The sequence below is a fragment of the Brevibacterium sp. LS14 genome, from assembly GCF_012027885.1.
Taxonomy (GTDB): Bacteria; Actinomycetota; Actinomycetes; order Actinomycetales; family Brevibacteriaceae; genus Brevibacterium; species Brevibacterium casei.
Window position 1 is genome coordinate 107412 of the sequence record NZ_SJXG01000053.1, and the last position, 25310, is coordinate 132721.

A 25310-nucleotide genomic window follows, 5' to 3' on the forward strand; every position below is an offset into this window, starting at 1 on the left:
GGCGCCTACTGTCCGAGCCCGACGACGCTGATCATGATCGGGGCAAGGACGATGATGAGGATCGCACCGGCGATGTCGAAGGTGAAGCCGGTCCTGATCATCGTCGTGATCGGCACGGCCCCGGTGCCGTAGACGATCGCGTTCTGCGGTGTCGAGACCGGAAGCATGAACCCGAACGAGGCGGCGAAGGTCGCGGCCATCGCCGGCACGAACGGGTCGATGCCCGCGGCCTGGCACAGCGGGATGACGATCGGCACGATGACGGCGGCGGCTGCGGTGTTCGAGGTCGTCTCCGAGATGAGGATCGCGAGGATGACGGAGACGATGGTGATGGTGAGCATGCTCGTCACCCCCAGAGTGTCCGCGAAGCCGGTGCCGATGGTCTCGGCCAGTCCCGTGTCGGCGAGGAGCGAACCGAAGATGATGCCGCAGCCGAAGAGGATGATCGTGCCCCAGTCGATCTTCGCCGCCTGACTCCACGTCAGGGTCGGTTCGCGCCGCTTCCAGTCGACGGGGAGGATGAAGAGCAGGGAGGCTCCGATGACCGCGACGATGCCCTCGTCGAGGCGGGAGTCGAGGAACTCGTAGACCGCTGAGTCGGTGCCGGCGAAGAGTGCGGCGAACGCGGGCAGCAGCCAGAGCAGGACCGTGAGGCCGAAGGCGAAGAGGGCGTTCTTCTCCGCCCGGGAGACCGGACCGAGCTCGGCCAGCTCCTTATTCACGTACTCCTCGACGCCCTCGATCTTCCGGATCTCCGGCTTGTTGAGAAGGAGGAGGACGATGGCGAGGACGATGAACATCGCCACGCAGATCGGCAGGGCGACCGCCATCCACTGCCCGAAGGAGATCTTCTCCCCCGTGGCCTCCTCGATGAGGCCGCGGCCGATGAGGTTCGGAGGCGACCCGACTGGGGTGAGCAGACCGCCGACGCTCGCGCCGTAGGCGAGCATGAGCAGCAGGGCGGCCCCCACGCGCAGCCGCAGCGGATCGAAGTCGGGCTTGACGATGCCGCGGGACTGGAGGAGTTCGGCGATGACAGCGAGGATGCCGAGGGCTGTGGGCATGAGCATCGCGACCGTCGCCGTGTTCGACACGAACGCGGAGAGCACACAGGTGATGAGGCCGAAGGCGATGATCACCCGGTACACGGACTTCCCGACGCCCGGCAGGGAGAGGACACTGAGCGCGAGACGCTGCGCGATGCCGTGTTGGAGCATCGCCTGGGCGAGGATGAAGGCGCCGATGAATGTGAAGATCGTCGACGAGCCGAAGGGACCGACCGCATCGGCGGCGGGAACGATCCCGAGCACGACGACGACCCCGACGCCGAGCAGACCACCGATGGGAATCGGCACCGGTTCGGTGATCCAGAGGACGATGACGCCGAGAAGGACGGCGGCGAGCATGTGCTGCTGATACGTGAGGTCGAGGGGAAGGAGCGCGAAGACGATGGCGATCGCCGGAGCGAGGATGAAACCTGACGTCATCCGGGCCCGCTCGAACCTCTCCTCCCGGGGAGAGAGCTTCTGCTCACTGAGGCTGCGGAAGGTCTTGCCGCCCAGCAGCGCGTCGCGCACATCGGTCATGGGAGTCGACGGGCCGCCATCGCCCCGTGCCTGCGAGATATCCACCGTCATCGGTCCTTTCATCGCTTTCGAACCAGCGTGACCGAGCCCCGCGGATTAGTCCAAGGCCTGTTTGCGATGAGACCAATAGCATATGCCTATGGATATCCGCCAGCTGCGCCAGTTCCTCGCCGTCGTCGACACCGGAAGCTTCACGAAGGCCGCGGAGGCGATGCTCGTCGCCCAGCCCTCCCTGTCCCAGACGATCAAGGGGCTCGAACGCGAGCTCGGCGTCTCGCTCTTCAACCGCATCGGCCGCACGGTGAGTCTGAGTGAAGCCGGACGCGAGTTCGAAGGTCCCGCCCGGCTCGCCGTCCGCGACCTCGACGCCGCGAAGGCACACATCGACCGTCTCCGCGGGCTCCAGTCCGGCCGGATCGAGATCGCGGCGATGCCGTCGCCGAGCATCGAACCGCTCACCGCGCTCATGGCGTCATTCGCCACCTCTCACCCGCAGATCGCCTTCGCCGTCGACGGCACCTTCACCGTCGATGAGACGATCGATGCCGTCCGCCACGGCCGCGTGGAGATCGGCTTCCCCGGCAGTCGCGGTCCGCTGCGTCTCACCGACCTCGACGTCCTCCCGGTCTCCGCCCAACCCCTCATGCTCGCCCGCAGACGTGAGCCCGGAGCACCCCGGGACACCCCGGTCGATCCGCGGACCCTGACAGGGACCCGCTTCGTCGTCTCCCACTCCGGGTCGCTCATGCGCGCCTACGTCGATGAACTCATCGCCGACGGCGTCGGCATCGAGATCACCGCCGAGGTGGCGCACCGCACCTCGATCATCCCGCTCGTCCGAGCCGGCGTCGGCACAGCCGTCCTCCCCTCCGCCTGGCAGGCGTTCGCCGGGGCCGACGTCGAACTCGTCCCCCTCCTCGGCGCACCGTCGCTGCACGTCTCCGCGATCTCCCGCCCCGAGGGCCTCACCCCGGCCGCCGCCGCCTTCCTCACAGCGACCGCGAAGGTCGCCGCCTCCGCCGGGACGACGCAGCCGACGTGAATCGCGGCCGGACGGTGCGCACACCGCGGGCCCGGAGCGCGCCCTGCGGGCCCGGACCCGCCCCTGACGGCCCGGACCGGCCCCTCACGGTCGGCGCTGACGTCGGGCCGCCTCGGCGGGGTCGAAGGCAGAAGGTCGACTCATAGGCAGAGCCAATGGATACGATCGCGAACGGGTCTTGGACTTATGCGCCGTCTCCGCGCTCAATGGAAGGAGCCCGACCGCACCCGAACGAGGACAGCCATGACCGACACCCAGACATTCTCCATCGCCTCCATCCCCGGTGACGGCATCGGCGGCGAGGTCGTCGCCGCGGGACTGCGCGTCCTCGACACCGTCGCGAAGCTCTCCGATGGGGACATCGCCTTCGATGTCACCGAGTACCCGTGGAGTTCGGCCTACTACCTCGAGCACGGCACCTACATCCCCGAGGGCGGGCTCGAGGATCTGCGGAAGCACGATGCGATCTACTTCGGGGCGGTCGGCTCGGCTGATGTCCCCGACCACACGAGCCTGTGGGGACTGCGCCTGGCCATCACCCAGCCCTTCGACCAGTGGGCGAACATCCGCCCGGTCACCTTCCTCCCGGGCGTCGAATCGCCGTTGCGCAAAGCCGACGACACCGACCTCGACTGGATCGTCGTGCGAGAGAACAGCGAAGGCGAGTATGCGGGCATGGGCGGTCGCAACCTCAGCGGCCGCGGCCCGGGCAACGAGGTCGCCCTGCAGACGAGCCTCCACACCGAGAAGGGCACCGAGCGGATCATCCGCTTCGCCTTCGACCTCGCCCGCACGCGAGCGGTGAAGAAGGTCTCGTCGGTGACGAAGTCGAACGCCCAGCAGTACGGCATGGTCCTCTGGGACGAGGTCTTCGCGCGCGTCGCCGCCGACTATCCCGATGTCGAGACCGAGAGCGTCCTCGTCGACGCGATGAGCGCGAAGTTCGTCCTCCACCCCGAGCAGCTCTCCGTCGTCGTCGCCTCCAACCTCCATGCCGACATCCTCTCCGACCTCGGCTCCGCCCTCGCCGGCAGCCTCGGCCTGGCCGCGAGCGCGAACCTCAACCCCGAGAAGCGCTTCCCCTCGATGTTCGAACCCGTCCATGGGTCTGCCCCGGACATCGCGGGCCTGGGAGTGTCCAATCCGATCGGGGCGATCTCGTCGGCAGCGCTCATGCTCGACGACTTCGGCCTGCATCAGGAGGCCGACGAGGTCCGGCGCGCCATCGAGAACGTCACTGCCGCGGGCATCCTTCCCCGCGACCTCGGGGGCGAGTCGAACACGATCGAGATGACGGAGGCGATCGTCGCCCAGCTCGAAGCCCTCCACGCCGAGGCGGCCGTGCCCGAACCCTCACACTGAGAGTCCGCCCGGAGGGGTGAGGGAGAGATGACGCCCGCCGTCGCGTTACATTTCGCGGCGGCGGGCGTCGTCTTCGGACCCCGGCGGCACCCCTCAGCTGTGGGTCTGCTTCTCCACGGCGGCGTCCTTCGCACGATCGAACTGGAACGTCGAGTGCTCGATGGAGATGTTGAAGTGCTTCGCCACGCAGTCCTGGAGGTCGGCGAGGATCTTCGGAGCGTGCCCGTCGTAGAAGCACTCGTCGGCGAGCACGACGTGCGCAGTGAGCACCGGAAGGTTCGAGTCGATCCGCGTGACGTGGAGGTCGTGGACCTCTTCGACGTGGTCGACGTCCTCGATGTGCTTCCTGACATCGTCGAGATCGAGCTGCTTGGGGGCGGACTCGAGCAGGATCGACCCGGTCTCACGGAGGATCGCGAAGGCGCGCGGAACGATGAGCGCGGCGATGAAGAGGGCCGCGACGGCATCGGCCCGCGTCCAGTCGAAGAGCCAGATCGAGACCGCGGCGACGATGACGCCGACCGAGCCGAGCGCATCGGCGATGACCTCGAGGAACGCCGCTCTGAGGTTGAGTGATGAGTTCTTCGAGGAGGTGAGGATGAGGATCGAGACGACGTTGCCGGCCAGACCGACGACACCGAAGATGAGCAGTTCGGGCCCCGGCACCTCCGGCGGCGCGAAGAACCGGCGCACACCCTCGATGAGGCTGTAGATGCCGAGGCCGAGGAGCAGCGTCGCCTGCGCTCCGGCGGCGAGCACCTCGGCGCGCTTGAAGCCCCAGGTCTTCTGCCCCTTCGGCGGCCGGGCCACCAGCGTCGCCGCGAAGAGCGCGATGCCGAGCCCGATGAGGTCGACGGAGTTGTGCCCGGTGTCGACGAGGAGCGCGAGCGACCCCGTCCAGATCGAGCCGAAGACCTGGAAGGCGAAGATCACCAGGACGATGCAGAACACGACGGCCAGGCGCTTGCGCGACCCGGTCTCGTGTGAGTGGTCGTGTGACATGAGGACTCCTTTCGAAGTCACATTAACATATGCGTATGTATTTATAAATTGCGAAGCGCTGTCCGTTGTGTGCCGCTCATCACCCTGGGCTCACGGCCCCGACCGCGTCCGGGAGGCCAGTTCGCCTCCTGCCCCACGCCATGCCCGAAGCACAGAGCGCCCCCGAGGCGGATCCGGTTCGATAATCGCGTGATTGTCGAACCGGATGCTCCTCGGGGGCGCATGGCTGGGGCCGAATCGGCCGGACTGCGGCAGGCCGCCGGCTACTCGCCGCCGGGCTCGTCGTCGGAGTCATCGTCCGTCCCCGAAGGGCCGGACTCCGAACGGTCGGTGCCGCCAGCACCGGTCCCGCCGGTCGAATCCGCGCTGCCCGTGCCGGTGCCCGGGCCGCTCGTGCCAGTGCCAGGGCCTCCGGCGCCCGCCCCTCCGGCTCCTCCGGCACCTCTGCCGTCGCGGCGGCGCAGCGCCTCGTCGATGTAGGCCTGGACGTCGATGCCGGTGGCACGCTTGACCTCGTCGCCGATGTGCTGGATGTCGATTCCGCCGTCCGCGTCGAGGAAGTCAGCCGGGTCGAAGCCCGCCCACTGACCGCCGTCGCGCTGACCAGCGTCGCGCCGGCCGCCGCGCGGACGACGGCCACCGGGCGCACCTCCGCGGCGACCGCTGCGATCGGCACCCCCACCTCGGCGGGGGCCGGCTGCACCATCGACGTCAGCCAGCCGACCCTCGATCACCTGACCGCCGGACCCTGAACCCGAACCGGATCCTCCGCCGGGCCCCGAACCGGACCCGCCGTCGGACCCCGCACCTGGGCCCGAACCGGCTCCGTCATCCCCGTCGGGGTTCTGCGCCCGATCGACGAGGTCGGTGAGGTCGATGCCGGTCGTGCCGCGCACGACCTCGAGGACCTGCGCGAGGTTGTTCGACACGGAGTTCGCGAGCTTCGACTCGCCATCGGTCGAGACGATCGAGAGGTCCTTGATGTTCGAGTACGGAGCGACGAGCTCGCCGGCGATGTCGGGAAGCACCTCGAGGACCTTCGAGAGCACGGCCGCGTCGTTGAACTTCTTGTACGCCTCGGCCTGGGCTTCGAGTGCCCGCGCCTCGGCCTCACCGCGCGCCTTGATCGCATCGGCCTCAGCCTGGCCTTCGAGGCGGATCGCCTCCGCTTCCTTCGACCGGCGGTGGAGTTCGGCCGCCGCCTCGGCGCGGCCCTGGGCCTCGATCTCGTAGGCCCGGGCGTCGGCCGCGGCCTGCTGCCGGTAGCGTTCGGCGTCGGCGGGCCTGCGGACCTCGGCGTCGAGCTGCTCGGCGCGCAGCTCCGCGGCTTCCTTCGCGACGACGCGGTCGCGTTCGAGCAGCTTCTGCTTCTCGGCCGCGGCCGCGAGCGGGCCGGCGTTGTCGGCCGTCGCCTGCCGCTGATCGGCCTCTTCCTTCAGGGCGGCACGGCGCAGCGCGAGCTGCTGCTGCTGTTCGGCGATCGCCTGGTCGGTCAGCGCCTGCTGCTTCTGCGTCTCCTCGTTCTGCTGCGCCTCCTCGACGGCGGCGGCACGGGAGGCGTTCGCCTCGGCGATGGCGGCGTTCTTCGCGACCTCGGCGGCCTGCGGACGACCCCAGTCGCGCAGGTAGCTGCCCTCGTCCTCGACCGCGGAGATCTGGAAGGTGTCGATGACGAGACCCTGGTTGTTCATCGAGTGCGCGGACTCCTCCTGCACCTGAGCGGCGAAGGAGGCGCGGTCCTGGATGATCTGCTCGACGGTGAGCGTGCCGACGACCGCGCGCAGGGTGCCCGAGAGGATCTCCTTCGAGTAGTGGTCGATCTGGTCCTGCTGGTCGAGGAAGCGCTGTGCGGCCTTGCGCACGTCATCGTCGGTGCCCCCGACCTTGACCTGAGCGACACCGCGCAGCTTGAGGGCGATGCCGTTCTTCGAGATGCCGTCGATCTCGACGGAGATCTGCCGCGAGGACAGGGAGAGGATGAACGCCTTCTGCACGATCGGATAGACGACAGCGCGCCCGCCGATGATGATCCGCCCCGACCCCGACGCTCCCGAGGCGTTGCGACCGGTGATGATGAGCGCCTCGGACGGGGAGGCGATCTTGTACGACCGGAGGATGACGACGAGTGCGATGAGCACGATGACGATGATGGCGCCGATGCCGACGACGCCGAGCATGAGGTCCATGAGCGGGCCTTCCGTTCCTCGTAAGGGATGCGATGAGGGCGGCCCGGTCGGCCGCCCCATGCTCACCACCCTATCGGAGGGGCTCAGTGTTGCCCAGGGTCATCCTTCCGATGATCCCAGGTGAGAGCCTCGCCGAGGCGGGGCTCAGTGTCCGCGATGCTCAGTGAGCGCGGGGCTCGGTCCGGCTCACTTCCCGGGAGGTCCGACGACGAGGAGACCGGCGAAGACGACGATGACGACGACGAGGCCGATGCCCGCTGCCAGCCCCGGGGAGCGGATCGCCCACGCGCACAGCTTCTCCAGTGGTCCGCGGGGTGCGCGCCCCTCACGTCCGAGACCCCACCCGCCGTCGAGCGCGCCCGCCCGGTTCGAGGCGATCTCGAACGGGATCGTCGCGAACGGGATGACGGCCGAGACGAGCCCCATGAGGAGACGGCCGATGCCCCACTTCTGCGAGACGCCGACGAGGATGACGACGACGACGAAGCAGAGGAAGACGAACCCGTGGATCCCGCCTCCGATGCGCACGCCGACCTCGGTGGTCTTCGTGACGTATTTGAGGAACATGCCGAAGAGGAGGAGCGCCCACGTGATGGCTTCGGCCACGGCGAAGAAATTGAAGAGCTTCTTGGGAGTCACGGGAACCCATTGTGCCGGGCGAAGCTGAATGCGTCCTGCAGGAGAGGCGATTCTGTGGGCATGAACACCTCGGTCAGCGCCGCAGACACGAACACGCGGGCCGGCGAACTTGTCCAGTCACCGGCCCGCGTGGCTTCGGGGTTGTTACTGCAGGCTGCCGGCCCTGCGGCGGCGGGCTCCCATGGTCATGACCACACCGAGCACGATGAGCGCTGCGGCAGAGGCGACGAGCGGGAGGGCTTCGGAACCGGTCCGCGGCAGGTCTCCCCCGCCTCCGGCACCCGGATCGTCCGCTCCGGCGGCGACGACCTCGAACGAGCCGGTGAGCGCGTCTCCGCCCTCACACTCGACCGAGACATCGTAGCTGCCGACGTACTGGGCCGACTGCGACGCGTCGAGACCGCGGACGCCGAAGTTCGCGATGCTCTCGACACTGACGGTCGCCGTCTGCTCGAACTTCTCGATCTTCCCGTTCTTCGGGGTCACGGTCATGGTCGCCGTGGTCTCGGGCGTGCACCCGGCCGCGGTGACGGCGACTCCCCTGTCGGAGACGAAGTCGTTCTCGTCGATCGTCGTCGGGTCGATCGTCAGCTTCCGCTCGACCGGATCGTCCGTGGGCGACTCGGTCGGCGTCTCGGTCGGGGTCTCCGTCGGCGTCGGCGACGGCGCATCGGTGAGATCGTAGGCGAGCGCGTGCACCGAGTACGCGATCGCAGGAGCGAAGATGTCGATGGACTCCTTGCTCATGTTCTCGATCGTGTCACTGGGCTGGTGGTAGTTCGTGTCGTGCTTGGCACCGACGGTGCCGCCGAACATCTCAGCCTCTTCGGCCGTCTTCGTTCCGTCCGCTCCGGAGAACAGACCCGAGGCGGGAATCCCCGCGTCGATGAACGCCTGGTAGTCCGAGCGACCGGAGAAGTCCGTGCCGACGTTGGGCTGGTCGACGGTCTCGAAGTAGTCGGTGAAGACCTTCTCGAGCTCAGCGGACCCTGCGGGCACGTTGATGTCGTCGGGGATCGGAACATCCGACCCGTCGGAGTCGAGGGTGCCGACGATGTAGTTGTCCGAGCCGATCATGTCGAAGTTCATGTACGCCTTGACCTTGGCGAGTTCGCTCGCGCTCAGGCTCTCGACGTACCTCTCGGATCCGACGAGACCGACCTCCTCAGCGCCCCACCATGCGAAGCGCACCGCGTTGTCGACCTCGGTCGGCTGCTTCGCGAGCGCTTCGGCGCTGGCGAGCAGGGCCGCGGAACCCGAGCCGTTGTCGTTCGCGGCTGGGCCCTCCGGCACACCGTCGAGGTGGGCGCCGAACATCTGGACGTTGTCCTTGTCGCCCGCCTTCGTCTCGGCGATGACGTTCCACGTCGTCACCGTCTTGTACTCGGTCTCGAGCGTGAAGTCCGTCGACGGGGCCTCGCCGTCACCGGCGGCCTGGATCGCCTCGAGCAGTCCGTTGCCGAGGTTGTAGGTCGTGCCCACGGTCGGTGCACCGTTCTCGATGCGCGCGCCGAGGGTGGCGTTGAGCTCCTCGTCGGGTGCGTCCTTGGTGTTGTTGTAGATGATGACGGCGGCTGCCCCCGCGTCGGTCGCGGCCTGCGCCTTTTCCCCGAAGGTGCAGGAACCGCGGGCGACGAGGACGACGGCACCCTCGGCGGTGTCGTCGTAGTCGGTGGCCGCGCAGCCGAGCTGGCCCCCGGCCAGGTCGGAGTAGTCGTCGTCGGTGGGCAGCACGAGCGGCACGTCGGTCAGCGGTGCCTCGGTGCCCTCGGTGTAGCTGGCAGGGTTGACGGCGATGTCCTCACCGTCGACGCTGACCGCGACCTCACCGTAGGTCTGATCCTCGATGTCGAAGGCCTGGCGCGTGACGTCGTAGGCGCCGGTGGCCTCGAGCGTCTGCTCGACGTACTCCACCGCCTCCTCGTAGCCGGGCGTGCCCAGGGCGCGGAAGCCCGAGTCCTTGTTCGCCACGGAGATGTCGGAGATGTTCTGGAGGTGATCCATCACGGCGTCGCCGGTGACGCCCATGTCGGTGTGCTCTGTCGGTCCCGCGGTGCCGGCGGCCGTCGCCGGCGCCATGCCTCCCAGGACCAGTCCCGCTGCTGCGGTGACGGCCAGAGAGGCTCTGATGCGTAACTTCATGGAGTTCCTTTCGCTCCTCAGGTGCCACGCGAATCCGTCCCCTCGAATGGGCCGTCGATCGTGCACGACCCTGCACTCCGGTCCGTGCGCAGGCCTGCGCCCGACTGCGGAGTCCGCAGCGGCGCGGCGCGCTTGGTGCTGGGAGGATCTGACTCTTGCGTTCCGCCGAGCGATCCGCCGCTTGGTAACGAATCACAAACTTCTATAACGAAACGGTGACACAATTCACATAGTTCATCAACTTAGCCGATCAGGGACGCGCTGAGGTCACGAATAGGTAACAAACAATAGTTAAGCAATTGCGCAAGTATTGAAATCATGACCGCATCCCCCGTAGAATCCGACCAGTGAGTAACCAGCAGTCCTCGGCCCCAGCGCCCTCGGAGTCACCCGATCGCCGAACCATCCGCCGGTGGCAGCGCTACCTCGCGAACGAGCGCCTCGAAGAGCGCGTCTACCGTGACCTCGCTGCCCGACGCACCGGTGAGGACCGCGAGATCCTCCTCGCCCTCGCCACCGCCGAGTCCCGGCATCAGCAGCATTGGATCAGCCTCCTCGGCGAGCACGCCGAGAAGAAGCGCACCCCCGACCTCGTCACGCTCAGCCTCGCGTTCTTCGGCCGCCTCTTCGGATCCGTCTTCATCCTCGCCCTCGCCCAGCAGTCGGAGACGAGCTCGCCGTATCAGAACGAGGTCGCCGCCTCCCCGGAGATGGCCGCCGACGAGCGGATCCACGCCGAGGTGGTCCGAGCCCTGGCCGCCCGATCCCGCGCCCGACTGTCCGGCAACTTCCGCGCCGCCGTGTTCGGCGCCAACGACGGACTCGTCTCCAACCTCGCCCTCGTCCTCGGCGTCGGGGCAGCAGGGGTGTCGAACACCGTCATCCTCCTCACCGGCATCTCCGGGCTCCTCGCCGGCGCCCTGTCGATGGGGGCCGGCGAGTACATCTCCGTCCGCTCCCAGCGCGAGCTCCTCGACGCCTCGACCCCGGACCCCGAGTCGCGGCATGCGCTGGCCGACCTCAACATCGACGCGAACGAGCTCGCTCTCGTCTTCCGTGCCCGCGGGATGGATCCGGCCGAGGCCGAGGCCCAGGCGCACCGAACGATCGCCGAGGCGAAGTCGACGCAGGCTCCGCAGCTGCCGAGCCTCGACGCGGGAGTCGACCGCGACGAGCTCGGCACGGGCATCGGCGCGGCGATCTCGAGCTTCTGCTTCTTCTCCTCCGGCGCGCTCATCCCCATCCTTCCCTACATCTTCGGCATGTCCGGACTGCCTGCCGTGTTCCTCTCCGCCGGCCTCGTCGGCATCGCCCTCCTCTTCACCGGCGGCACAGTCGGCCTGCTCTCCGGCAAGGCGCCCGGTCCGCGCGCGCTGCGGCAGATGGCGATCGGCTTCGGTGCGGCCGCCGTCACGTACGGTCTCGGTCTCCTCTTCGGCATCAGCACTGCCTGAGAACATCCTCACCTGCCGGGAAGGTCTCCCGCAGGCGGGGCGGCGACCGTAGACTGTGGGCATGACCGAAGTCCTCGTCCTCATCGATCCCGGCGCGTCGACGATCAGGTCGGCTCCGCTGAACTCGCCCCAGCTGCCGGTGACGGATCTCGCGGCCCACCGAGGGGATGGGATCTTCGAGACCGTCCTCGTCCGCGTCGACCCGGCCACGCGCGAGCCCACCGTCGTCTCCCGCGAACGGCACTTCGCCCGCTTCCACTCCTCCGCCTCGGCGCTCGAACTTCCCGAACCCGATCGCCGGCTGTGGCGCCAGGCCGTCGACACCGTCGTCGCCGAGACGATCAAGGCGAACCCCGGGGTCACCGAGTTCGCCGTGCGCTACTCCCTCTCACGGGGCACCGACGCCCCGCGCGGCTGGGCGTTCTCCCTGCCCATCGAGGACAGCATCGTCACCGCCCGCGCCGAGGGCGTGCGCGCAGTGAGCATCGACCGAGGCTTCCCCGCCTATCTCGGGCGGACCTCCCCGTGGCTGCTCCTCGGCGCGAAGACCCTGTCCTACGCCGTCAACCAGGCGGCGCTGCGCTATGCGCGGGCCCAGGGCGTCGACGAGGTCGTCTTCGTCTCCCACGACGGCATCGTCCTCGAGGGACCGACGTCGAACATCGTCATCCGCCGAGGCGACCACCTCCTCACCCCGGACCCGACCGCCGGTCTGCTCGCCGGCACGACGCAGCGTCTGCTCTTCGACCATGCCGGCCGGCTCGAGCTGCGGGCGGACTTCGCCGATCTCAGCCTCGACGACGTCCACGCCGCCGACGGCGCGTGGCTCGTGTCCTCGGTCCGCACGGCGGTGACGCTGCGTGAGCTCGACGGCAGGGAGCTCAACCGGGACGAGGCTCTGACCAGGGAGTTCCAGAGGATCATCGCCGCCGGGTGAGACCCCCGGACTGGACCGACCCGCGGGTCCCGGGCGGACGCTCACGATCGTCGTCGACGCGTGGGACCGTGGCGGCGAGGATGAGCCCGAGGATCGAGGCACCGCAGCCGGTGAGCCAGAGCACCCAGAAGGCGGGAGCGAGGTCGGGGACGAGACCGAGGACGAATCCGGCCCCGCCGAGCACGAAGAGGCTCGTGACGACGACGTTCTTCCGTCTGCTCAGCACTGTGTCCACCTCTCGACTGCCGTGCCTCCACGCTACGGGGGCGAGCACGCCCGGCACATCCCACGAAAGTATGAAATCGACCCGCCTGCGATAGTGTGGTCACCGAGGATCCCTCGCCACCGCGCGGGGTCTCTCGACCCCCGAACTTCGGACGAAAGGACACGGGCATGGGAAAGCTCGCTTGGCAGATCATCGGCGTCGGAGCCCCCATCGCGGCGGCATTCGCAGCCCGCAAGGTGCTCACGTTCGCCTGGGAGAAGTCGACGCACCGCCCCGCACCGTCGAATCCGGTCGATGAGGAGATCACGATGTCCGAGGCTCTCGCCTGGACGGTCGTCTCCGGTGTCGGCGTGGCCGTCGCCCAGCTCATCGTCCAGCGCCTGGCGGCGAACACCGTGCGCAACAACTTCGGCGACGAGGCGCTGCCGAAGAAGTTCCGCAAGCAGATCGCCGAGGGCGTCGACTGACCCTCACCGACACCGGATGTGCGAACGGCCCCGGATGCCGACCAGTGAGTCGGCATCCGGGGCCGTTCGCATCGGCGTCCCGATCGCCGGCAGGCATGTCGACCGGACCTGCTCCGCTCTGACGAGGTTTCAGGCGCAGAGAGCGTCGAGCATCGCTGCGAGTTCCGCCGCATCGATCTGCCCGGGTGCCGAGGCCTGCCCCATCTGGGCGAAGGTCGCGCAGCTGCCGAAGTCCCCTCCGAGGATGCGGCTGGTCCGGCCCAGCCGTCCCATGGAGATTCCGATGACGGGGCAGTCGAGCCGGGCCTCGGATTCGGCCGTGGCCCGCAGGAGGTCGGCGACATCGGCCGGAGACTGCGGCATCATCGCGATCTTCGCGACGTCGGCACCGGCCTCGCGCATCGCCGCCAGTGTCGTCCGCATCTCGGGGACGCTGTCCGTGGCGGTGAAGTTGTGCTGCGAGGCGACGACCGCGGCCCCCTGCGCATGGACGGCGTCGATGAGGTCCGGCGCACCCGACCGGGCGATCTCGACGTCGACCGCCGCCGTCCCGAGAGCGCCGAGGCGGCGCACCACCTCGGCGTAGTCCGCTTCGCTGATGTCGGCCTCCCCTCCCTCGAAACCGGAGCGCAGGGTGACGAGCACGGGCGGCCCCGCCGAGGTCACGTGCGGGGCGAGGGCGCGGACCGCCTCGGCGACGGCATCCGCATCGACCCGGGCAGGACCCGCATCCGTCGCCTCCGCGGCCTGCCCGAGCGCGACGACGAGCGGATCGATGCGCCATTCGATGACGTCGACGATGCCGCTCGCGGCGATGTCGGCACAGGCGGCGGACAGGGAACTGGGATCAGTCTGCTGGACGGGAACGATGATCGCCGGTCGTCCCGGATCGCGCTGTGCCGGGGTCGGCAAGCGCCCGGAGGAGGCGGCGGAGAGGAACGGCAGCGGCTTCACGCCTCCACCATAGAGGGTCGACGAGCTCGCCCGCTGAACATTCCGCACAACGTCCGCGATAACCGAACTCACAAGTCAGTGAATGCGGAGAAATGCGCGGAATAGGTGTCAGGAAACCTCGACCGACGCTGTGAATGTAACGATCAAATAACACACCGACTTGCATCGTCCCTGGTGAGATAGCCTGTCAAACACAACACTCCGGATATCAGGAATAAAGTTTCCGCTGAAATGCATGGAGAATTCTATAATGATCGAGAGAATTCCGTGAGCGGTGAGGCCCACGTGATCGACCTGGTCATCGCCTCACCGCGCGACAGGGTGGCGCCTCTCGTGGCTGCGGAGCATCTGGACTGCAAGGAGGAAGCGCGTGAGCGTCGTCAGAGCGTCACATGTCTACAAGGTCTTCGGCAAACGGCAGAACGAAGTCGTCAAGCGCCTCGAACAGGGCGCCGATCGGGATGAGCTGACCAAGCTCGGCACTGCCGCGGTCATCGACGCGAGCTTCGAAGTCGAACCGGGTGAGATCTTCGTCGTCATGGGACTCTCGGGGTCAGGGAAGTCGACGCTCATCCGCACTCTCAACGGTCTCTGGTCGACGACGTCGGGTTCGGTCGAGGTCCTCGGCACCGACATCGCCAAGGCCGACGCCGGAACCCTGCGCAGAGTCCGCAGCGAGCACATCTCGATGGTGTTCCAGCACTTCGCGCTCCTCCCCCACCGCACCGTCCGCGAGAACGCGGCCTATGCGCTCGAACTCCGCGGGGTGCCGAAGGCCCAACGCCTGGAGAAGGCCGACTACTGGCTCAACGCCGTCGGCCTCAAGGGCTGGGGCGACAAGGTCCCCGGTCAGCTCTCCGGCGGCATGCAGCAGCGCGTCGGTCTGGCCCGGGCGTTCACGGCGGAGACGGACATCCTCCTCATGGATGAGGCGTTCTCCGCGCTCGATCCCCTCATCCGCCGTGAGATGCAGGAGCTCCTCGTCGAACTCCAGTCCAAGTTCAAGAAGACGATCATCTTCATCACCCACGACCTCAACGAGGCGATGTTCATGGGCGACCGCATCGCTGTCATGCGCAACGGTCGGATCGTGCAGATCGGCACTCCCGAGGACATCCTCACCGACCCGGCGAATGACTACGTCGCCCAGTTCGTCCAGGACGTCGACCGGGCCCGCGTGCTCACCGCGAGCAATGTCATGGAGAAGCCGCGTCAGGTCATCTCCGATCAGAGCGGCCCGAGGGTCGCGCTGCGGACGATGCGCGACGGGTACTCCTCGGCCGTCTACGTCACCGATCGCGACCGCCGCTTCCTCGGCGTCGTCACCGACCGCGACGCCGTCGACCGGATCCGCGCCGGGGCAAGGACGCTCGAGGGCATCATCGCGCCTCCGGCGCAGGTCGCTTCCCCGGACGATGTGCTCATCGACCTCTTCATCCCGTCGGCGGAGTCGCCGCTGCCGCTGCCCGTCGTCGACGACCAGGGGCTCCTCGTCGGCGTGATCCCCCGTGCCACGCTCCTCGCCGCGCTCGGCCACCAGTCCGGGGACGGAGAGGTGCGGCCACCGGCACCACCGCTGGCCGCGAGCGAGATCGACGAGGTGCTCGCCGACGAACCCGCCCCCGTGGGCACCGAGGACGCCGTGAAGAGAGAGGCCCTGTGATGGAGGACATCAGAATTCCGGTCGGTGAATGGGCGGATGTCGCCTTCGACTGGCTCAAGGACAATCTCGCCTGGCTCTTCGACTTCATCACCCTTGTCGTCCGCTTCCTCGTCGACACCCTCACCGAGGTGCTCGTCGATCTCCATCCGCTCGTCATCATCCTCATCCTCGCGTTCTTCGGACTGCTCGTGAGGTCGTGGCAGTTCGCCGTCGGCACCCTCATCACGCTGTTCTTCATCATGACGATGGACCAGTGGGTCTCCGCGATGCAGACGCTCGCCCTCGTCGTCCTCGCCGCGCTCGTCGCGATCATCATCGCGATCCCCGTCGGCATCCTCGCGGCTCGAAACGACACGGTCTCGGCGATCGTCAAACCGATCCTCGACTTCATGCAGACGATGCCGGCCTTCGTCTACCTCATCCCGGCCGTGACCTTCTTCAGCATCGGCGTCGTCCCGGGTCTCGTCTCCACGGTGATCTTCGCCCTGCCCCCGGGCGTCCGCTTCACCGAGCTCGGCATCCGCGGTGTGGACTCCGAGACCGTCGAAGCCGGATACGCGTTCGGTGCCACGCCTCGCCAGATCCTTCGCGGCGTCCAGCTGCCCCTGGCCACCCCGACGATCATGGCCGGCATCAACCAGGTCATCATGCTCGCCCTGGCGATGGCCGTCATCGCCGGCATCGTCGGCGCCGACGGGCTCGGCAAGAACGTCGTCGAAGCCGTCGCCACACAGAACCTGCCGCTGGGCATCGAGGCCGGGCTCGGCGTCGTCATCCTCGCCATCTACCTCGACCGCGTGACGGCGGCGCTGGGATCGGCGAAGGACTACCCGAACTCCCTCCTCGGCATGCTCAAGCGTCGCCGGAACACCTCGGCGGAGAGCCGGCAGATCGCACAACCGCGGGAGGTCGACGTCGTCGAGATCGACCGAGTCCAGAGCTGAAGACCATCCGACCATCACCCCGAGAAGTAAGGAAACCACGATGAAGAAGCGTTTCGTCACGAAGATCGCCGCCGTCGGTGCTGCCCTGGCGCTGGCTCTGTCCGGCTGCTCCCAGGAGGCCAGCAAGGACAACGCCTCCGGCGGAGGCGACAAGGGCACCATCACCCTCGGATTCATCCCATCCTGGACGGATGGCCTGAGCACCGCCTACCTGCTGGAGAACCAGCTGACCAAGCTCGGCTACGACGTCAAGATGGAGACGATCACCGAGGCCGCGATCCTCTACTCGGGTCTCGCCAACGGCGACGTCGACATCTACCCCTCGGCGTGGCCGGAGGTCACCCACAAGCAGTACATGGACGAGTACGGCGACAAGCTCGAGGACCTCGGCGCCTACTACGACAACGCGAAGCTGACCATTGCGGTGCCCTCGTACTCGAACATCAACTCGATCGAGGACCTCAAGGGCAAGGCGAGCGAATTCGACGGCAAGATCATCGGCATCGAGCCCGGCGCGGGTCTCACCGCGCAGACGAAGGACAAGATGATGCCCGAGTACGGTCTCGACGGCGAGTACGAGCTCGTCACCTCGTCGACTGCGACGATGCTCACCGAGCTGAAGAACAAGATCGACAAGAAGGAAGAGGTCGTCGTCACCCTGTGGCGTCCGTTCTGGGCGAACAGCGCCTACGACGTCAAGGACCTCGAGGACCCGAAGGGCGCGATGGGAGAGCCCGAAGCGCTCCACTTCCTCGGCACCAAGGGCTTCTCCGAGAAGAACCCGGAGGCTGCCGAGTACATCAAGGGCATCAAGCTCGATGACAAGCAGTACGGTTCGCTCGAGGACATGGTCGTCAACAAGTACGGCGAGGGCAAGGAGGCCGAGGCCGTGGCCCAGTGGATCAAGGACAACCCGGACGCCTACTCCACGGAGATCAGCGAATGACCGCTGAGACCATCCTCGGCTGACCTGTCAGCCACCGGTCATAGACTGGGCCCGTCGGCTCGCACCGCGAGGCGACGGGCCCAGTCGTCTCCTCACTCAGACTCAGGCGGACCGATGACACAGAGCAGACCGGAGACCGGACTCCACCGCGCGTCCCTCGCCTCCCCGGTCGGCACGTTGCTGCTCTCGAGCACGGGCACGGCGATCGTCCGGGTCGAATGGGTCGACGACAGCGACCTCGGTGCCGCGCAGACCGCAGCAGGCGACACGTCCGACGGCTCGGGAGCGGACCGCGATCCGCTCCTTGCCGAAGCCCTCGGCCAGGCGGGGGCCTACTTCGACGGCCGCCTCGGCGAGTTCGATCTGCCGCTGGGACTCGACGGACTCTCCGCCTCAGCGACGACGGTCCTCACCGTCCTCGCGGACACGGTGCCGTTCGGGGACACGATCACCTACGGTGAGCTCGCCGCCCGGACCGGAACCGCGATCCCGGCCCGGGCGATCGGCACCATCATGGGCCTCAACCCGCTGCCGCTGCTCATCCCCTGCCATCGGGTCGTCGCGGGCGACGGTCTCGGCGGCTATTCGGGTGGGCGCCGCGGCGAGGGCCTCGAGACCAAGCGACGGCTGCTCGAGATGGAGGGAGCGCTGCCGAACCCGCTCTTCTGAGCGGGCCGGCGGCGCGCTCACCCCTCGAACAGCGCCTGGCCGACGTATTCGCCTTCCCGGACGCCGCGCGGGATCGCCCACACCGTCGACGCGATGGGCACCGTCCAGATGTTGAGCAGGTCCACCTCGGCGAGGCGGCGCTGGATCGGCAGGAACTGCCGCTCGATGTCGGCCTGGAAGGACGCGAACATCAGGCCGGTCTCCCCGCCGGCACCGGTCTCGTAGTTGTACGGGCGGCGGTGGATCTGCACCTCGGGACCGAGCCCGTCGCGTGAGCGAGCGATGTGCGAGGCCGACGAGATCTTCGTCAGACCCCGCTTGTCGACGGCCTTGAAATCCGGATCGGTGAACTCGGTCCCGCCCGAGAGCGGAGCCCCCGAGCCGACCGTGCGCCCGATCGCGAACTCCCGTCCCGGCCGGTCGGCCTCGTCCCACGTCTCGAGGTTCATCGCGATGTCCCGCAGCACCAGGGTCGTGCCGCCCTGCAGCCAGTCGGGCAGATGCGCGCCGAGATCGCTCGGCGGCTCACCACGGGAGGAGAACACCGGGTTCTCCCGACCGCTCGCCTTCCCCCACACGAGGCGGGTGAAGTCCTCGGTGCCGGGAGTCGGACTCGCGGTGCCGTCGAGCTGGCCGAAGAGGTTGCGCTGCGTCTTCCCCTCGCCCTTCGTTCCGTACGACCGACGGAATCCCGTGCGCTGCCACGCCACCTCGGCGAACGATCGCGAGTCCTTCCAGATCATTCGACGGGCGTGCGCGACCGTGATCGGGTCGTCACCGCAGATCTGCACGAGCAGATCGCCCTTCGACCGCTGCGGGTCGAGACGGTCGATCGAGAACTTCTCGAGCGGAGCCAGCCACTCGGGAACGGCCCCGGCACCCTTCGTCGCGACGAGACCCCGACCGAAGCCGAAGGTCACCGTCAGGCCCGCAGGGTCGTTCGCGAGCTCGGGTTCGGAATCCGCCAACGGCGCCGTTCCCTGGGTGAGCGCCGCGGCATCCGCGGTGAGCAGACGCAGCCAGCGGACCACCTCGGCGGCGGTCGACCCCGGTTTGAGCTGGAAGGAGAGGAACTCCCCGTGGGCCTGCGGCATCGTCTCGACCCCGGCCTGGTGCTCACCGAAGTAGGGCACGGTGACGATCCCGTTGGCACCCTGGGTGTCGCGCTGCGGCTGAGCGTCCTCCTTCGCATCGGCCTGACGGCCGATCGCGAAGCCGGCGAGGGATCCGACGGCACCGGCGCCGCCGGCGACGGCCGCCGACGCGATGAGGCGTCGGCGGCTGAAGCCGGAGCGGGCGGTGGGCGCCTGGGCGTCGGCGTCCCCGCCCGACCGCGGCTCGGCGGCCGGGTCGGAGCTGGGAGTCACCTCTGGTTCATGGTCCGGCGAGCGGGGGTCACTTGTCACCGGACATGTCCATACCGCTCATGTCGCCCATGCCGTCCTTCTCGGACTTCTCGCCGTCCTTGCCGGCCTCGGCCTCGCCGGGGGCATAGGTCTCCTGCGCGCCCGAGTAGTCCTTGGCGATCGCCTTGACGGGGATGGTCTCGTCATCGGCGGTGACGAGCTGGACGTCGATCTTTTCGCCGGCCTTGATCGGCTGCTTGAGATCCATGACCATGATGTGGTTGCCGCCGGGCTCGAGGACGAAGGAGCCGCCTGCGGGGATGACGAATCCGCCCTTCTTCTCGCGCATGGTCATCGTGCCGGTGCCGTCGTCGACGGTCTCGTGGAGCTGGACCATGCCGGCGCCGTCGTACTTCGCGGCGACGAGGTTGATGTCCTTGTCGGTGGTGTTCTCCAGGGTTCCGAAGATACCGGTCATGCCCTCCTCAGCGGTCTTGACCCAGGCATCGCCGAGGGTCAGGGACGCCGAGGCGGCCTGTGAGGTGCTCGCGGCCTCCGGCTCGCTCGTGTCGTTCTGTCCGCACGCGCTGAGACCGAGGACGAGGGCGGCGGAAATGGCCGCGGCGGGGAGGACGGAGGTGATGATGTTCTTACGCATGAGTCTGCACTTTCTGAGTCTGTCTTTCGGTGGCACTCGACGCGGTCTGCTGCGGTCGTCCGATGAGCCTGTGCGCACATCGGAGGGTCATGGCCGACGACGGCGGGGCCGGGAACGGCGCGGCCGACGCTGGCACATCCGTCCGTGGTCAGGTGCCGTCCGCCTCGGCGAGGCAGAGGACGGCTGCACGGGTGGATGACCGCAGGGACCGGGCGGCGAATGCCGATGGTGCCGGGCAGCACGACGTCGACGGCATGGGGCCGCGACGGACTGCCGGTGGGTGAGGTGTCAGACGAGTGCGGGAGGTCCGCGGCGATAGTTCGGGCCGATGACCGCGGTCGCGATCGTGGCGGGAAGCGCGCAGACCTCGAGGACGACGCGGGTGTCCGCGGCCGCGAGCGTGCGGCGGGCGAGCACGAGGGCGCGCATCGCGAGTCGGACGGGGCCGACCGCGAGCTGGAGGATGCTGAAGACGAGGTCCTCGCCGCGCTTGAGGATGAAGGCGGTGATGACGATGGCGACGAGGTGGGCGATGACCATGGGCACGCCCGCGCCGTTGGAGTGATCCATCGTCTGGCTCATCGCAGCGGCCTGGCTGAGGTCGAGGGAGCCAGCCGGCTGGCTCATCATCGCGTGCTCGCTCGCCGACATCCCGGCCATCTGCGGCGAGCCCGCGGACTGGCCGGCGGCGTGGCTCATCGACCCGAACCACCCCATCGAGACGTGCATGAGGATCTGTCCGAGGCCGATGATCGCCATGAGCGAGAGGTGGCCGAGACGGCGTCCGGCGAGGATCATCGCTGCCCAGAGGACGAAGACGAAGACGAAGCCGGTGCCGAGGACGGAGAAGTCTCCGCCCGCGCCGACGTGCATGAGCTGGGCGAGGAGCGTGGTGATGAGTGCGGCGAAGAGAGCACGAACGGACTTGTGCCAGCCGGTCATGCCACCTCCTCACTTCAGGACTCGCTCAGGCTTTCCGGACCTTCTACTCAGTGTAGAACCGGGGCGTGCGGCGTGCCAGTCGGCGACAGCGCACCGTCGGCCCCGAAGAAGTGTACCGACCGGAGGTGAACGCCGGGAACCGCGCAGCGGACAATGCGCGGGCAGGTGGCGGGGTGGTGGCGGGCTGGTCGCGACCGGGTGTCGGGCTGGCGGCGGGTAGGACGGATTCGCGTGTCTGAGGCAGGTCGGCAGCCTCCACTCGTGTACGCCCCCTCCACAGGCTGTCTTCTGCTTGTGGTCGAAGAACCGAGGGAAATCGGCCGAAATGCCCGATTATCCACGGTTCTTCGACCACAACTGAGGCGGGCATCGACGCAGGTGAACCGGCATTGCTGAGGTCTGCTGCGGTGGTCGGCCTGTGTCGGCGGCCGACTCGTCTGCGCAGATGCTCGACTCGGGCGCACCGGCGCTGTGGACGACGGTTCCTGTCCACAGGTGCGTCTCCGGACCTTTCCGTCCTCGCCTCGGACGGTCACCATCGGCGGCATGCAGGGACACTTCGAGAGACGCAGGACACAGAGGCTCTACCGCAGTCGCGACGCAGCGGACAACGGCGTGACGGAATGGGGCCTGCGGAACACCGAGATCGCGCCGCGGATCATCCACGGGATCCGAGTCGCCCCGGGCGAGTTCGATGTCCGCCGGGTTCCTCAATGGGCTGATACAGAATGGGAGACCACCAGCGAATCACTCAGGGCCCTCCAGCTCATCCACCCGGAGATCGCTGCCAGCCACGCATCCGCGGCCCGCCTCTTCGGTCTGCCGTTGCCCCGCCGACTCGGAGACCAGTTGCTTCACGTCGCCACCGCGGACAGGGACCAGCGGATCCGCCGCCCCGGCGTCGTCCTCCACCGGACGAACGACTTCGCCGCAGCGACCCTCCTCGGACACCGGATCATCACTCCACCGGTCCTGTTCCTTCAGCTGGCGACGATCCTCACGCGGGATGAGCTCGTCCAAGCCGGAGACGCGATGATCGGCTCATGGCACGGCCCGCCGCTGTGCACGGCAGACGACATCGCCGTGCACTTCGCGTCCCGCAGCGTGGTCCGCGCGGGGAGGACCGCCTCTGCCGCGCTCGAGCTCATCCGGCCGGGCGTGGACTCTCCGCAGGAGACCGACCTGCGCCTGTGGGCGATCTCGGTCGGGCTGCCCGAGCCGGAGATACACCCTGCCGTGTGGTGCCGCGAGCTGGGGAGGGATATCCATCCCGACCTCGGGTACGAACGGGCGCGCCTCGGCCTCGAGTACGAGGGAGACCACCATCGCACCGATAAGCACCAGTGGGACGACGACATCCAACGGGTCAACGCTCTGGCCGCGGAGGGTTGGTTGATCATCAGGGTGAATTCGCGGACGAACCGTGCCCGCCTCGAGCGCAGCATCCGCGAACATCTCGCCGCGAGGGGTGTGCTCTGAGCTGAGGGCGCAGCTGCGGTCGAAGAACCGTGGAGAATCGCGCATTTCGGCCGATTTCCCTCGGTTCTTCGACCACTTTCGGAAGAAGCGACCAGGGAATCCCAGCCGTCGCGCGATCACATGCGCAGCCAGGTGTCCTCGGTGCGCTTGACCATCGCGCCCGCCGCCTCGGCGTCCGCCGCCCAGGTCACGGGGTTGCCGTCGGCGTCGACGACGGAGTCGGAGAGGACGATGACGTCGAAGTTGCAGACCAGGGCCGCCATCGCCGAGGCCCACACCGCGCCGGGCGAGTCGTCGACGCCGGCGACGACGATGCGGTCGACGGCCATGTCGTGGAGGCCGGCGGCGAGGTCGTCGACGCCTTCGAAGATGTCGGGGTTGTCCGAGCGGAGCACGAGGTCCTCCTCGTCGGGCCCGAAGACGCTGATCTCCGCATCCTCGCGGTCGGTGAGCTCGTCCTTCGTCGAGGCGAAGATGAGCACCCCGCCGACCGCGCGCGTGCGCCCGACGATGCCGCCGAGGGTCTCGATCGCCTGGTCCGAGGTGAAGCCGGTGTCGTCCGTGTCGATGAGGAGCAGAGCATCCATGCGCACCATCCTCCCACGAGATGCCCACGCGGGAGCATCGGGGCCGCCTCGCTCAGTCCCCGAGCCACACCCTCTGCAGTCGCATGTCGGCGTCGAGGAGGACGCAGTCGGCGGGCTTACCGACCCGGAGCAGGCTGTGGACCTCGGGATCGACGAGGCCGAGCGCCCGCAGCGGCACGAGGCTCGCGGCCTGGACGGCGGCGATGGGACTCATCCCCACCTCGGCGACGGCCCGGCGCAGTGCCTCGTCCATGGTCAGCGTCGACCCGGCGATCGACCCGACCGACCCGTCGGCGTGCCGGACCCGCGCGACCGAGTCCCTCACCCGCACCGGCAGCGACCCGAGGAGGTAGTCGCCGTCGCCCATGCCGGTCGCCGCCATCGCATCGGTGATGAGCGCGACCCGGCCGGGGGCGAGCTCGGTGATCATCCGCGCCGCCGGTGCCTGGACATGGGTGCCGTCGTTGATGAGTTCGAGCGTGACGTGCGGGGCGTCGAGGGCGGCGAGGATCGGACCCGGCGCCCGGTGGTGGATGCCGGGCATCCCGTTGAAGACGTGCGTGAGGATGCTCGCCCCGGCGTCGAAGGCGCGTGCCGTCTCGTCGTATCCGGCGGCCGTGTGTCCGACGGCGACCTTCACCCCCGCCGAGGCGAACCGACCGATCGCGTCGAGCGCGCCGGGCAGTTCGGGGGCGAGGGTGACCTGGAGGAGTTCACCGTCGGCGGCCTCGAGGATCCGGTCGACCGCCTCGGCGGTGGGAGGGGTGAGCACCTCGGGTGCGTGGGCGCCCTTGAAATCCGGGGAGAGGAACGGACCCTCCGCGTGGAGGCCGAGGATGTCGGGCCGGCCGCGTGCGGCCCGGGCACCGGCCGTGAGCGACGCAGCCAGCGGGTCGATCCTGTCGGAGACGAAGGAGAGGGTGAGCGCCCGGGTGCCGTGGGCGCGGTGGACGGCGAGGATCTCGCCGAGGTGGTCCGGCCCGTCCTCGACGTTGTGTCCCCCCGCGCCGTGGACGTGCATGTCGACGAACGCGGGTGCGAGGTGGGCGCCGGCGGCGTCGACGACCTCCGTGTCCGGGCCTGCGAGACTCTGCCAGTGTGCTCCCCGCCCGCGGGCGAGGACGGTGCCGCCGGCGACCGCGAGCCACGTGTCGGCGAAGTCCGTCGAATACGTCGCCGGGTCGCTGTCGAGGATGACGGCGTCGTGGACGATCGCCTCGGCCGGAGTCGACATGGTCTCGGAGACCGCGCTCATCGCCGCTCTCCTTCCGGCCGGGTGGGGGCGAGATCGACGGCGTAGCCGGCAGCCGTGAGCTCCCGCAGCTCATCCTCGCCGAGGCTGTCGTCGGTGATGATCTCCTCGAACACCTCGGTCCCGCCCACCGAGGCGAAGGACCGGCGGCCGCACTTCGAGGAGTCCGCGACGACGATGGCCCGCTCCGCGCGCTGCGCCATGAGCCGGTTGACGTACGCTTCGTCCTCGTTCGCCGTCGTCCCCCCGGCGGTCGCCGAGAACGCGTGGACGCCGATGAACGCGAGGTCGATCCAGATGCCGCGGAGCACCGCGTCGACGAATGAGCCGACGAGTTCGAAGCTCGAGGCGTTGATGACCCCACCGCAGACGATGACCTTGATCCCCGGATGGACGGCGAGCTTGTGGGCGATGTCGACGGCGTTGGTGACGATCGTGAGGTCGTGGAGGAGGTCGTCGCGCTGGCTGAGGGCGTCGGCGACCATGAACGTCGTCGTCCCGCCGGAGAGTCCGATGACCGACCCGGGAGTGATCCGGGCGACCGCGGCCCGGGCGATCGCGGCCTTCGCCTCGGTCGCAGCGGCCTCCTTGTAGCGCAGGGAGAGGTCGTAGTCGACGTTCCGCCTGCTCGCACCGCCGTGGGTGCGCTCGAGGAGGCGCCGCTGCTCGAGGAGGTCGAGGTCGCGGCGCACGGTGGCCAGTGACACCCCGAGCTCCTCGCTCAGCGCTTCGACTCCGACGGTGCTGTCCCGGTCGAGGCGCGCGAGAATGCGGTCGAGGCGGTCTTCACGCGGGCTCATAGTGCCACTCTCGGGCCTCGTGCACGG

At 68.4% G+C, this 25310-nt stretch carries 23 protein-coding genes; 10 read left to right on the plus strand and 13 right to left on the minus strand.

The features are described from left to right. Positions 1-5: 5 nt before the first annotated feature. Entirely contained in the window at positions 6-1637 is a 1632-nt protein-coding gene (locus EZE58_RS12255; RefSeq protein WP_167560644.1) for a DASS family sodium-coupled anion symporter, read from the minus strand. Between the two features lie 88 nt (positions 1638-1725). Here EZE58_RS12255 and EZE58_RS12260 point away from each other — a divergent pair, with 88 nt between their 5' ends. Together EZE58_RS12260 and EZE58_RS12265 are read left to right on the plus strand one after the other, a co-directional pair. Next, entirely contained in the window at positions 1726-2628 is a 903-nt protein-coding gene (locus tag EZE58_RS12260) for a LysR family transcriptional regulator (protein ID WP_009378647.1), read from the plus strand. Between the two features lie 243 nt (positions 2629-2871). Then, on the plus strand, positions 2872-3990 hold the full coding sequence (locus EZE58_RS12265; RefSeq protein ID WP_009378646.1) for a tartrate dehydrogenase: 1119 nt from the start codon (positions 2872-2874) through the stop codon (positions 3988-3990). A 93-nt stretch (positions 3991-4083) separates the two neighbouring features. Here EZE58_RS12265 and EZE58_RS12270 read toward each other — a convergent pair whose 3' ends face one another. The 4 genes from EZE58_RS12270 to EZE58_RS12285 all read right to left on the minus strand — a co-directional run bounded on the left by EZE58_RS12270 (position 4084) and on the right by EZE58_RS12285 (position 9959). Next, entirely contained in the window at positions 4084-4992 is a 909-nt protein-coding gene (locus EZE58_RS12270) for a cation diffusion facilitator family transporter (RefSeq protein WP_009378645.1), read from the minus strand. 263 nt (positions 4993-5255) lie between these two features. Then, complete coding sequence (locus EZE58_RS12275) at positions 5256-7178, minus strand: SPFH domain-containing protein (protein WP_009378644.1); 1923 nt, start codon at positions 7176-7178, stop codon at positions 5256-5258. 186 nt (positions 7179-7364) lie between these two features. Continuing rightward, positions 7365-7817: a DUF3817 domain-containing protein gene (locus EZE58_RS12280; protein ID WP_009378643.1), complete on the minus strand. Its 453-nt coding sequence runs from the start codon at positions 7815-7817 to the stop codon at positions 7365-7367. Positions 7818-7961: 144 nt separating this feature from the next. Further along, positions 7962-9959: a M28 family peptidase gene (locus EZE58_RS12285; RefSeq protein WP_167560645.1), complete on the minus strand. Its 1998-nt coding sequence runs from the start codon at positions 9957-9959 to the stop codon at positions 7962-7964. Between the two features lie 347 nt (positions 9960-10306). On the opposite strand from EZE58_RS12285, the gene EZE58_RS12290 reads away from it, so the two are divergent. Together EZE58_RS12290 and EZE58_RS12295 are read left to right on the plus strand one after the other, a co-directional pair. Further along, complete coding sequence (locus tag EZE58_RS12290) at positions 10307-11413, plus strand: VIT1/CCC1 transporter family protein (RefSeq protein ID WP_009378641.1); 1107 nt, start codon at positions 10307-10309, stop codon at positions 11411-11413. A gap of 61 nt (positions 11414-11474) precedes the next feature. Continuing rightward, positions 11475-12350: an aminodeoxychorismate lyase gene (locus EZE58_RS12295; protein ID WP_009378639.1), complete on the plus strand. Its 876-nt coding sequence runs from the start codon at positions 11475-11477 to the stop codon at positions 12348-12350. Here EZE58_RS12295 and EZE58_RS12300 read toward each other — a convergent pair. Then, entirely contained in the window at positions 12334-12585 is a 252-nt protein-coding gene (locus tag EZE58_RS12300) for a hypothetical protein (protein WP_009378637.1), read from the minus strand. The two genes, EZE58_RS12295 and EZE58_RS12300, sit on opposite strands and share 17 nt — an antisense overlap. A gap of 158 nt (positions 12586-12743) precedes the next feature. Here EZE58_RS12300 and EZE58_RS12305 point away from each other — a divergent pair, with 158 nt between their 5' ends. Beyond that, positions 12744-13043, plus strand: coding sequence for a DUF4235 domain-containing protein (locus tag EZE58_RS12305; protein ID WP_009378635.1), 300 nt, complete (start codon positions 12744-12746; stop codon positions 13041-13043). Positions 13044-13172: 129 nt separating this feature from the next. Here the strand turns inward: EZE58_RS12305 and aroD are convergent, their stop codons facing one another. After that, complete coding sequence (gene aroD, locus EZE58_RS12310; RefSeq protein ID WP_009378629.1) at positions 13173-13997, minus strand: type I 3-dehydroquinate dehydratase; 825 nt, start codon at positions 13995-13997, stop codon at positions 13173-13175. 370 nt (positions 13998-14367) lie between these two features. Between aroD and EZE58_RS12315 the strand changes: the two genes are divergently transcribed. The 4 genes from EZE58_RS12315 to EZE58_RS12330 all read left to right on the plus strand — a co-directional run bounded on the left by EZE58_RS12315 (position 14368) and on the right by EZE58_RS12330 (position 18219). Further along, positions 14368-15660, plus strand: a complete 1293-nt coding sequence (locus tag EZE58_RS12315) for a glycine betaine/L-proline ABC transporter ATP-binding protein (RefSeq protein WP_101623398.1) — start codon at positions 14368-14370, stop codon at positions 15658-15660. Then, entirely contained in the window at positions 15660-16604 is a 945-nt protein-coding gene (locus EZE58_RS12320; RefSeq protein ID WP_009376513.1) for an ABC transporter permease subunit, read from the plus strand. Before EZE58_RS12315 ends, EZE58_RS12320 begins: the two co-directional genes overlap by 1 nt. 40 nt (positions 16605-16644) lie before the next feature. Continuing rightward, positions 16645-17550, plus strand: a complete 906-nt coding sequence (locus tag EZE58_RS12325) for a glycine betaine ABC transporter substrate-binding protein (RefSeq protein WP_009376515.1) — start codon at positions 16645-16647, stop codon at positions 17548-17550. A gap of 114 nt (positions 17551-17664) precedes the next feature. Beyond that, positions 17665-18219, plus strand: coding sequence for a methylated-DNA--[protein]-cysteine S-methyltransferase (locus EZE58_RS12330; RefSeq protein ID WP_009376517.1), 555 nt, complete (start codon positions 17665-17667; stop codon positions 18217-18219). A gap of 17 nt (positions 18220-18236) precedes the next feature. Here EZE58_RS12330 and EZE58_RS12335 read toward each other — a convergent pair whose 3' ends face one another. The 3 genes from EZE58_RS12335 to EZE58_RS12345 form a co-directional block, all read right to left on the minus strand. Continuing rightward, positions 18237-19586, minus strand: a complete 1350-nt coding sequence (locus tag EZE58_RS12335; RefSeq protein ID WP_346773186.1) for a Dyp-type peroxidase — start codon at positions 19584-19586, stop codon at positions 18237-18239. Between the two features lie 28 nt (positions 19587-19614). Beyond that, complete coding sequence (locus EZE58_RS12340; RefSeq protein WP_167560647.1) at positions 19615-20223, minus strand: copper chaperone PCu(A)C; 609 nt, start codon at positions 20221-20223, stop codon at positions 19615-19617. A 288-nt stretch (positions 20224-20511) separates the two neighbouring features. Next, positions 20512-21165 carry a hypothetical protein gene (locus EZE58_RS12345; RefSeq protein ID WP_009376523.1) on the minus strand — a complete coding sequence of 218 codons (654 nt, stop codon included), beginning with the start codon at positions 21163-21165 and terminating at the stop codon, positions 20512-20514. A gap of 546 nt (positions 21166-21711) precedes the next feature. Here EZE58_RS12345 and EZE58_RS12350 point away from each other — a divergent pair. Then, on the plus strand, positions 21712-22644 hold the full coding sequence (locus tag EZE58_RS12350; RefSeq protein WP_167560649.1) for a hypothetical protein: 933 nt from the start codon (positions 21712-21714) through the stop codon (positions 22642-22644). A gap of 116 nt (positions 22645-22760) precedes the next feature. On the opposite strand, the gene EZE58_RS12355 is transcribed toward EZE58_RS12350, so the two are convergent. Genes EZE58_RS12355 through EZE58_RS12365 form a run of 3 tightly spaced genes read right to left on the minus strand, consistent with a single transcriptional unit; the run spans position 22761 to position 25283 of the window. Beyond that, positions 22761-23231, minus strand: a complete 471-nt coding sequence (locus tag EZE58_RS12355) for an isochorismatase family protein (protein WP_009376526.1) — start codon at positions 23229-23231, stop codon at positions 22761-22763. A gap of 52 nt (positions 23232-23283) precedes the next feature. Continuing rightward, positions 23284-24486 (minus strand): N-acetylglucosamine-6-phosphate deacetylase, encoded by a 1203-nt coding sequence (locus EZE58_RS12360; RefSeq protein ID WP_009376527.1) that lies wholly within the window; start codon positions 24484-24486, stop codon positions 23284-23286. After that, positions 24483-25283, minus strand: a complete 801-nt coding sequence (locus tag EZE58_RS12365; protein ID WP_009376531.1) for a DeoR/GlpR family DNA-binding transcription regulator — start codon at positions 25281-25283, stop codon at positions 24483-24485. The genes EZE58_RS12360 and EZE58_RS12365 overlap by 4 nt, the downstream gene beginning before the upstream one ends. Positions 25284-25310: the final 27 nt, after the last annotated feature.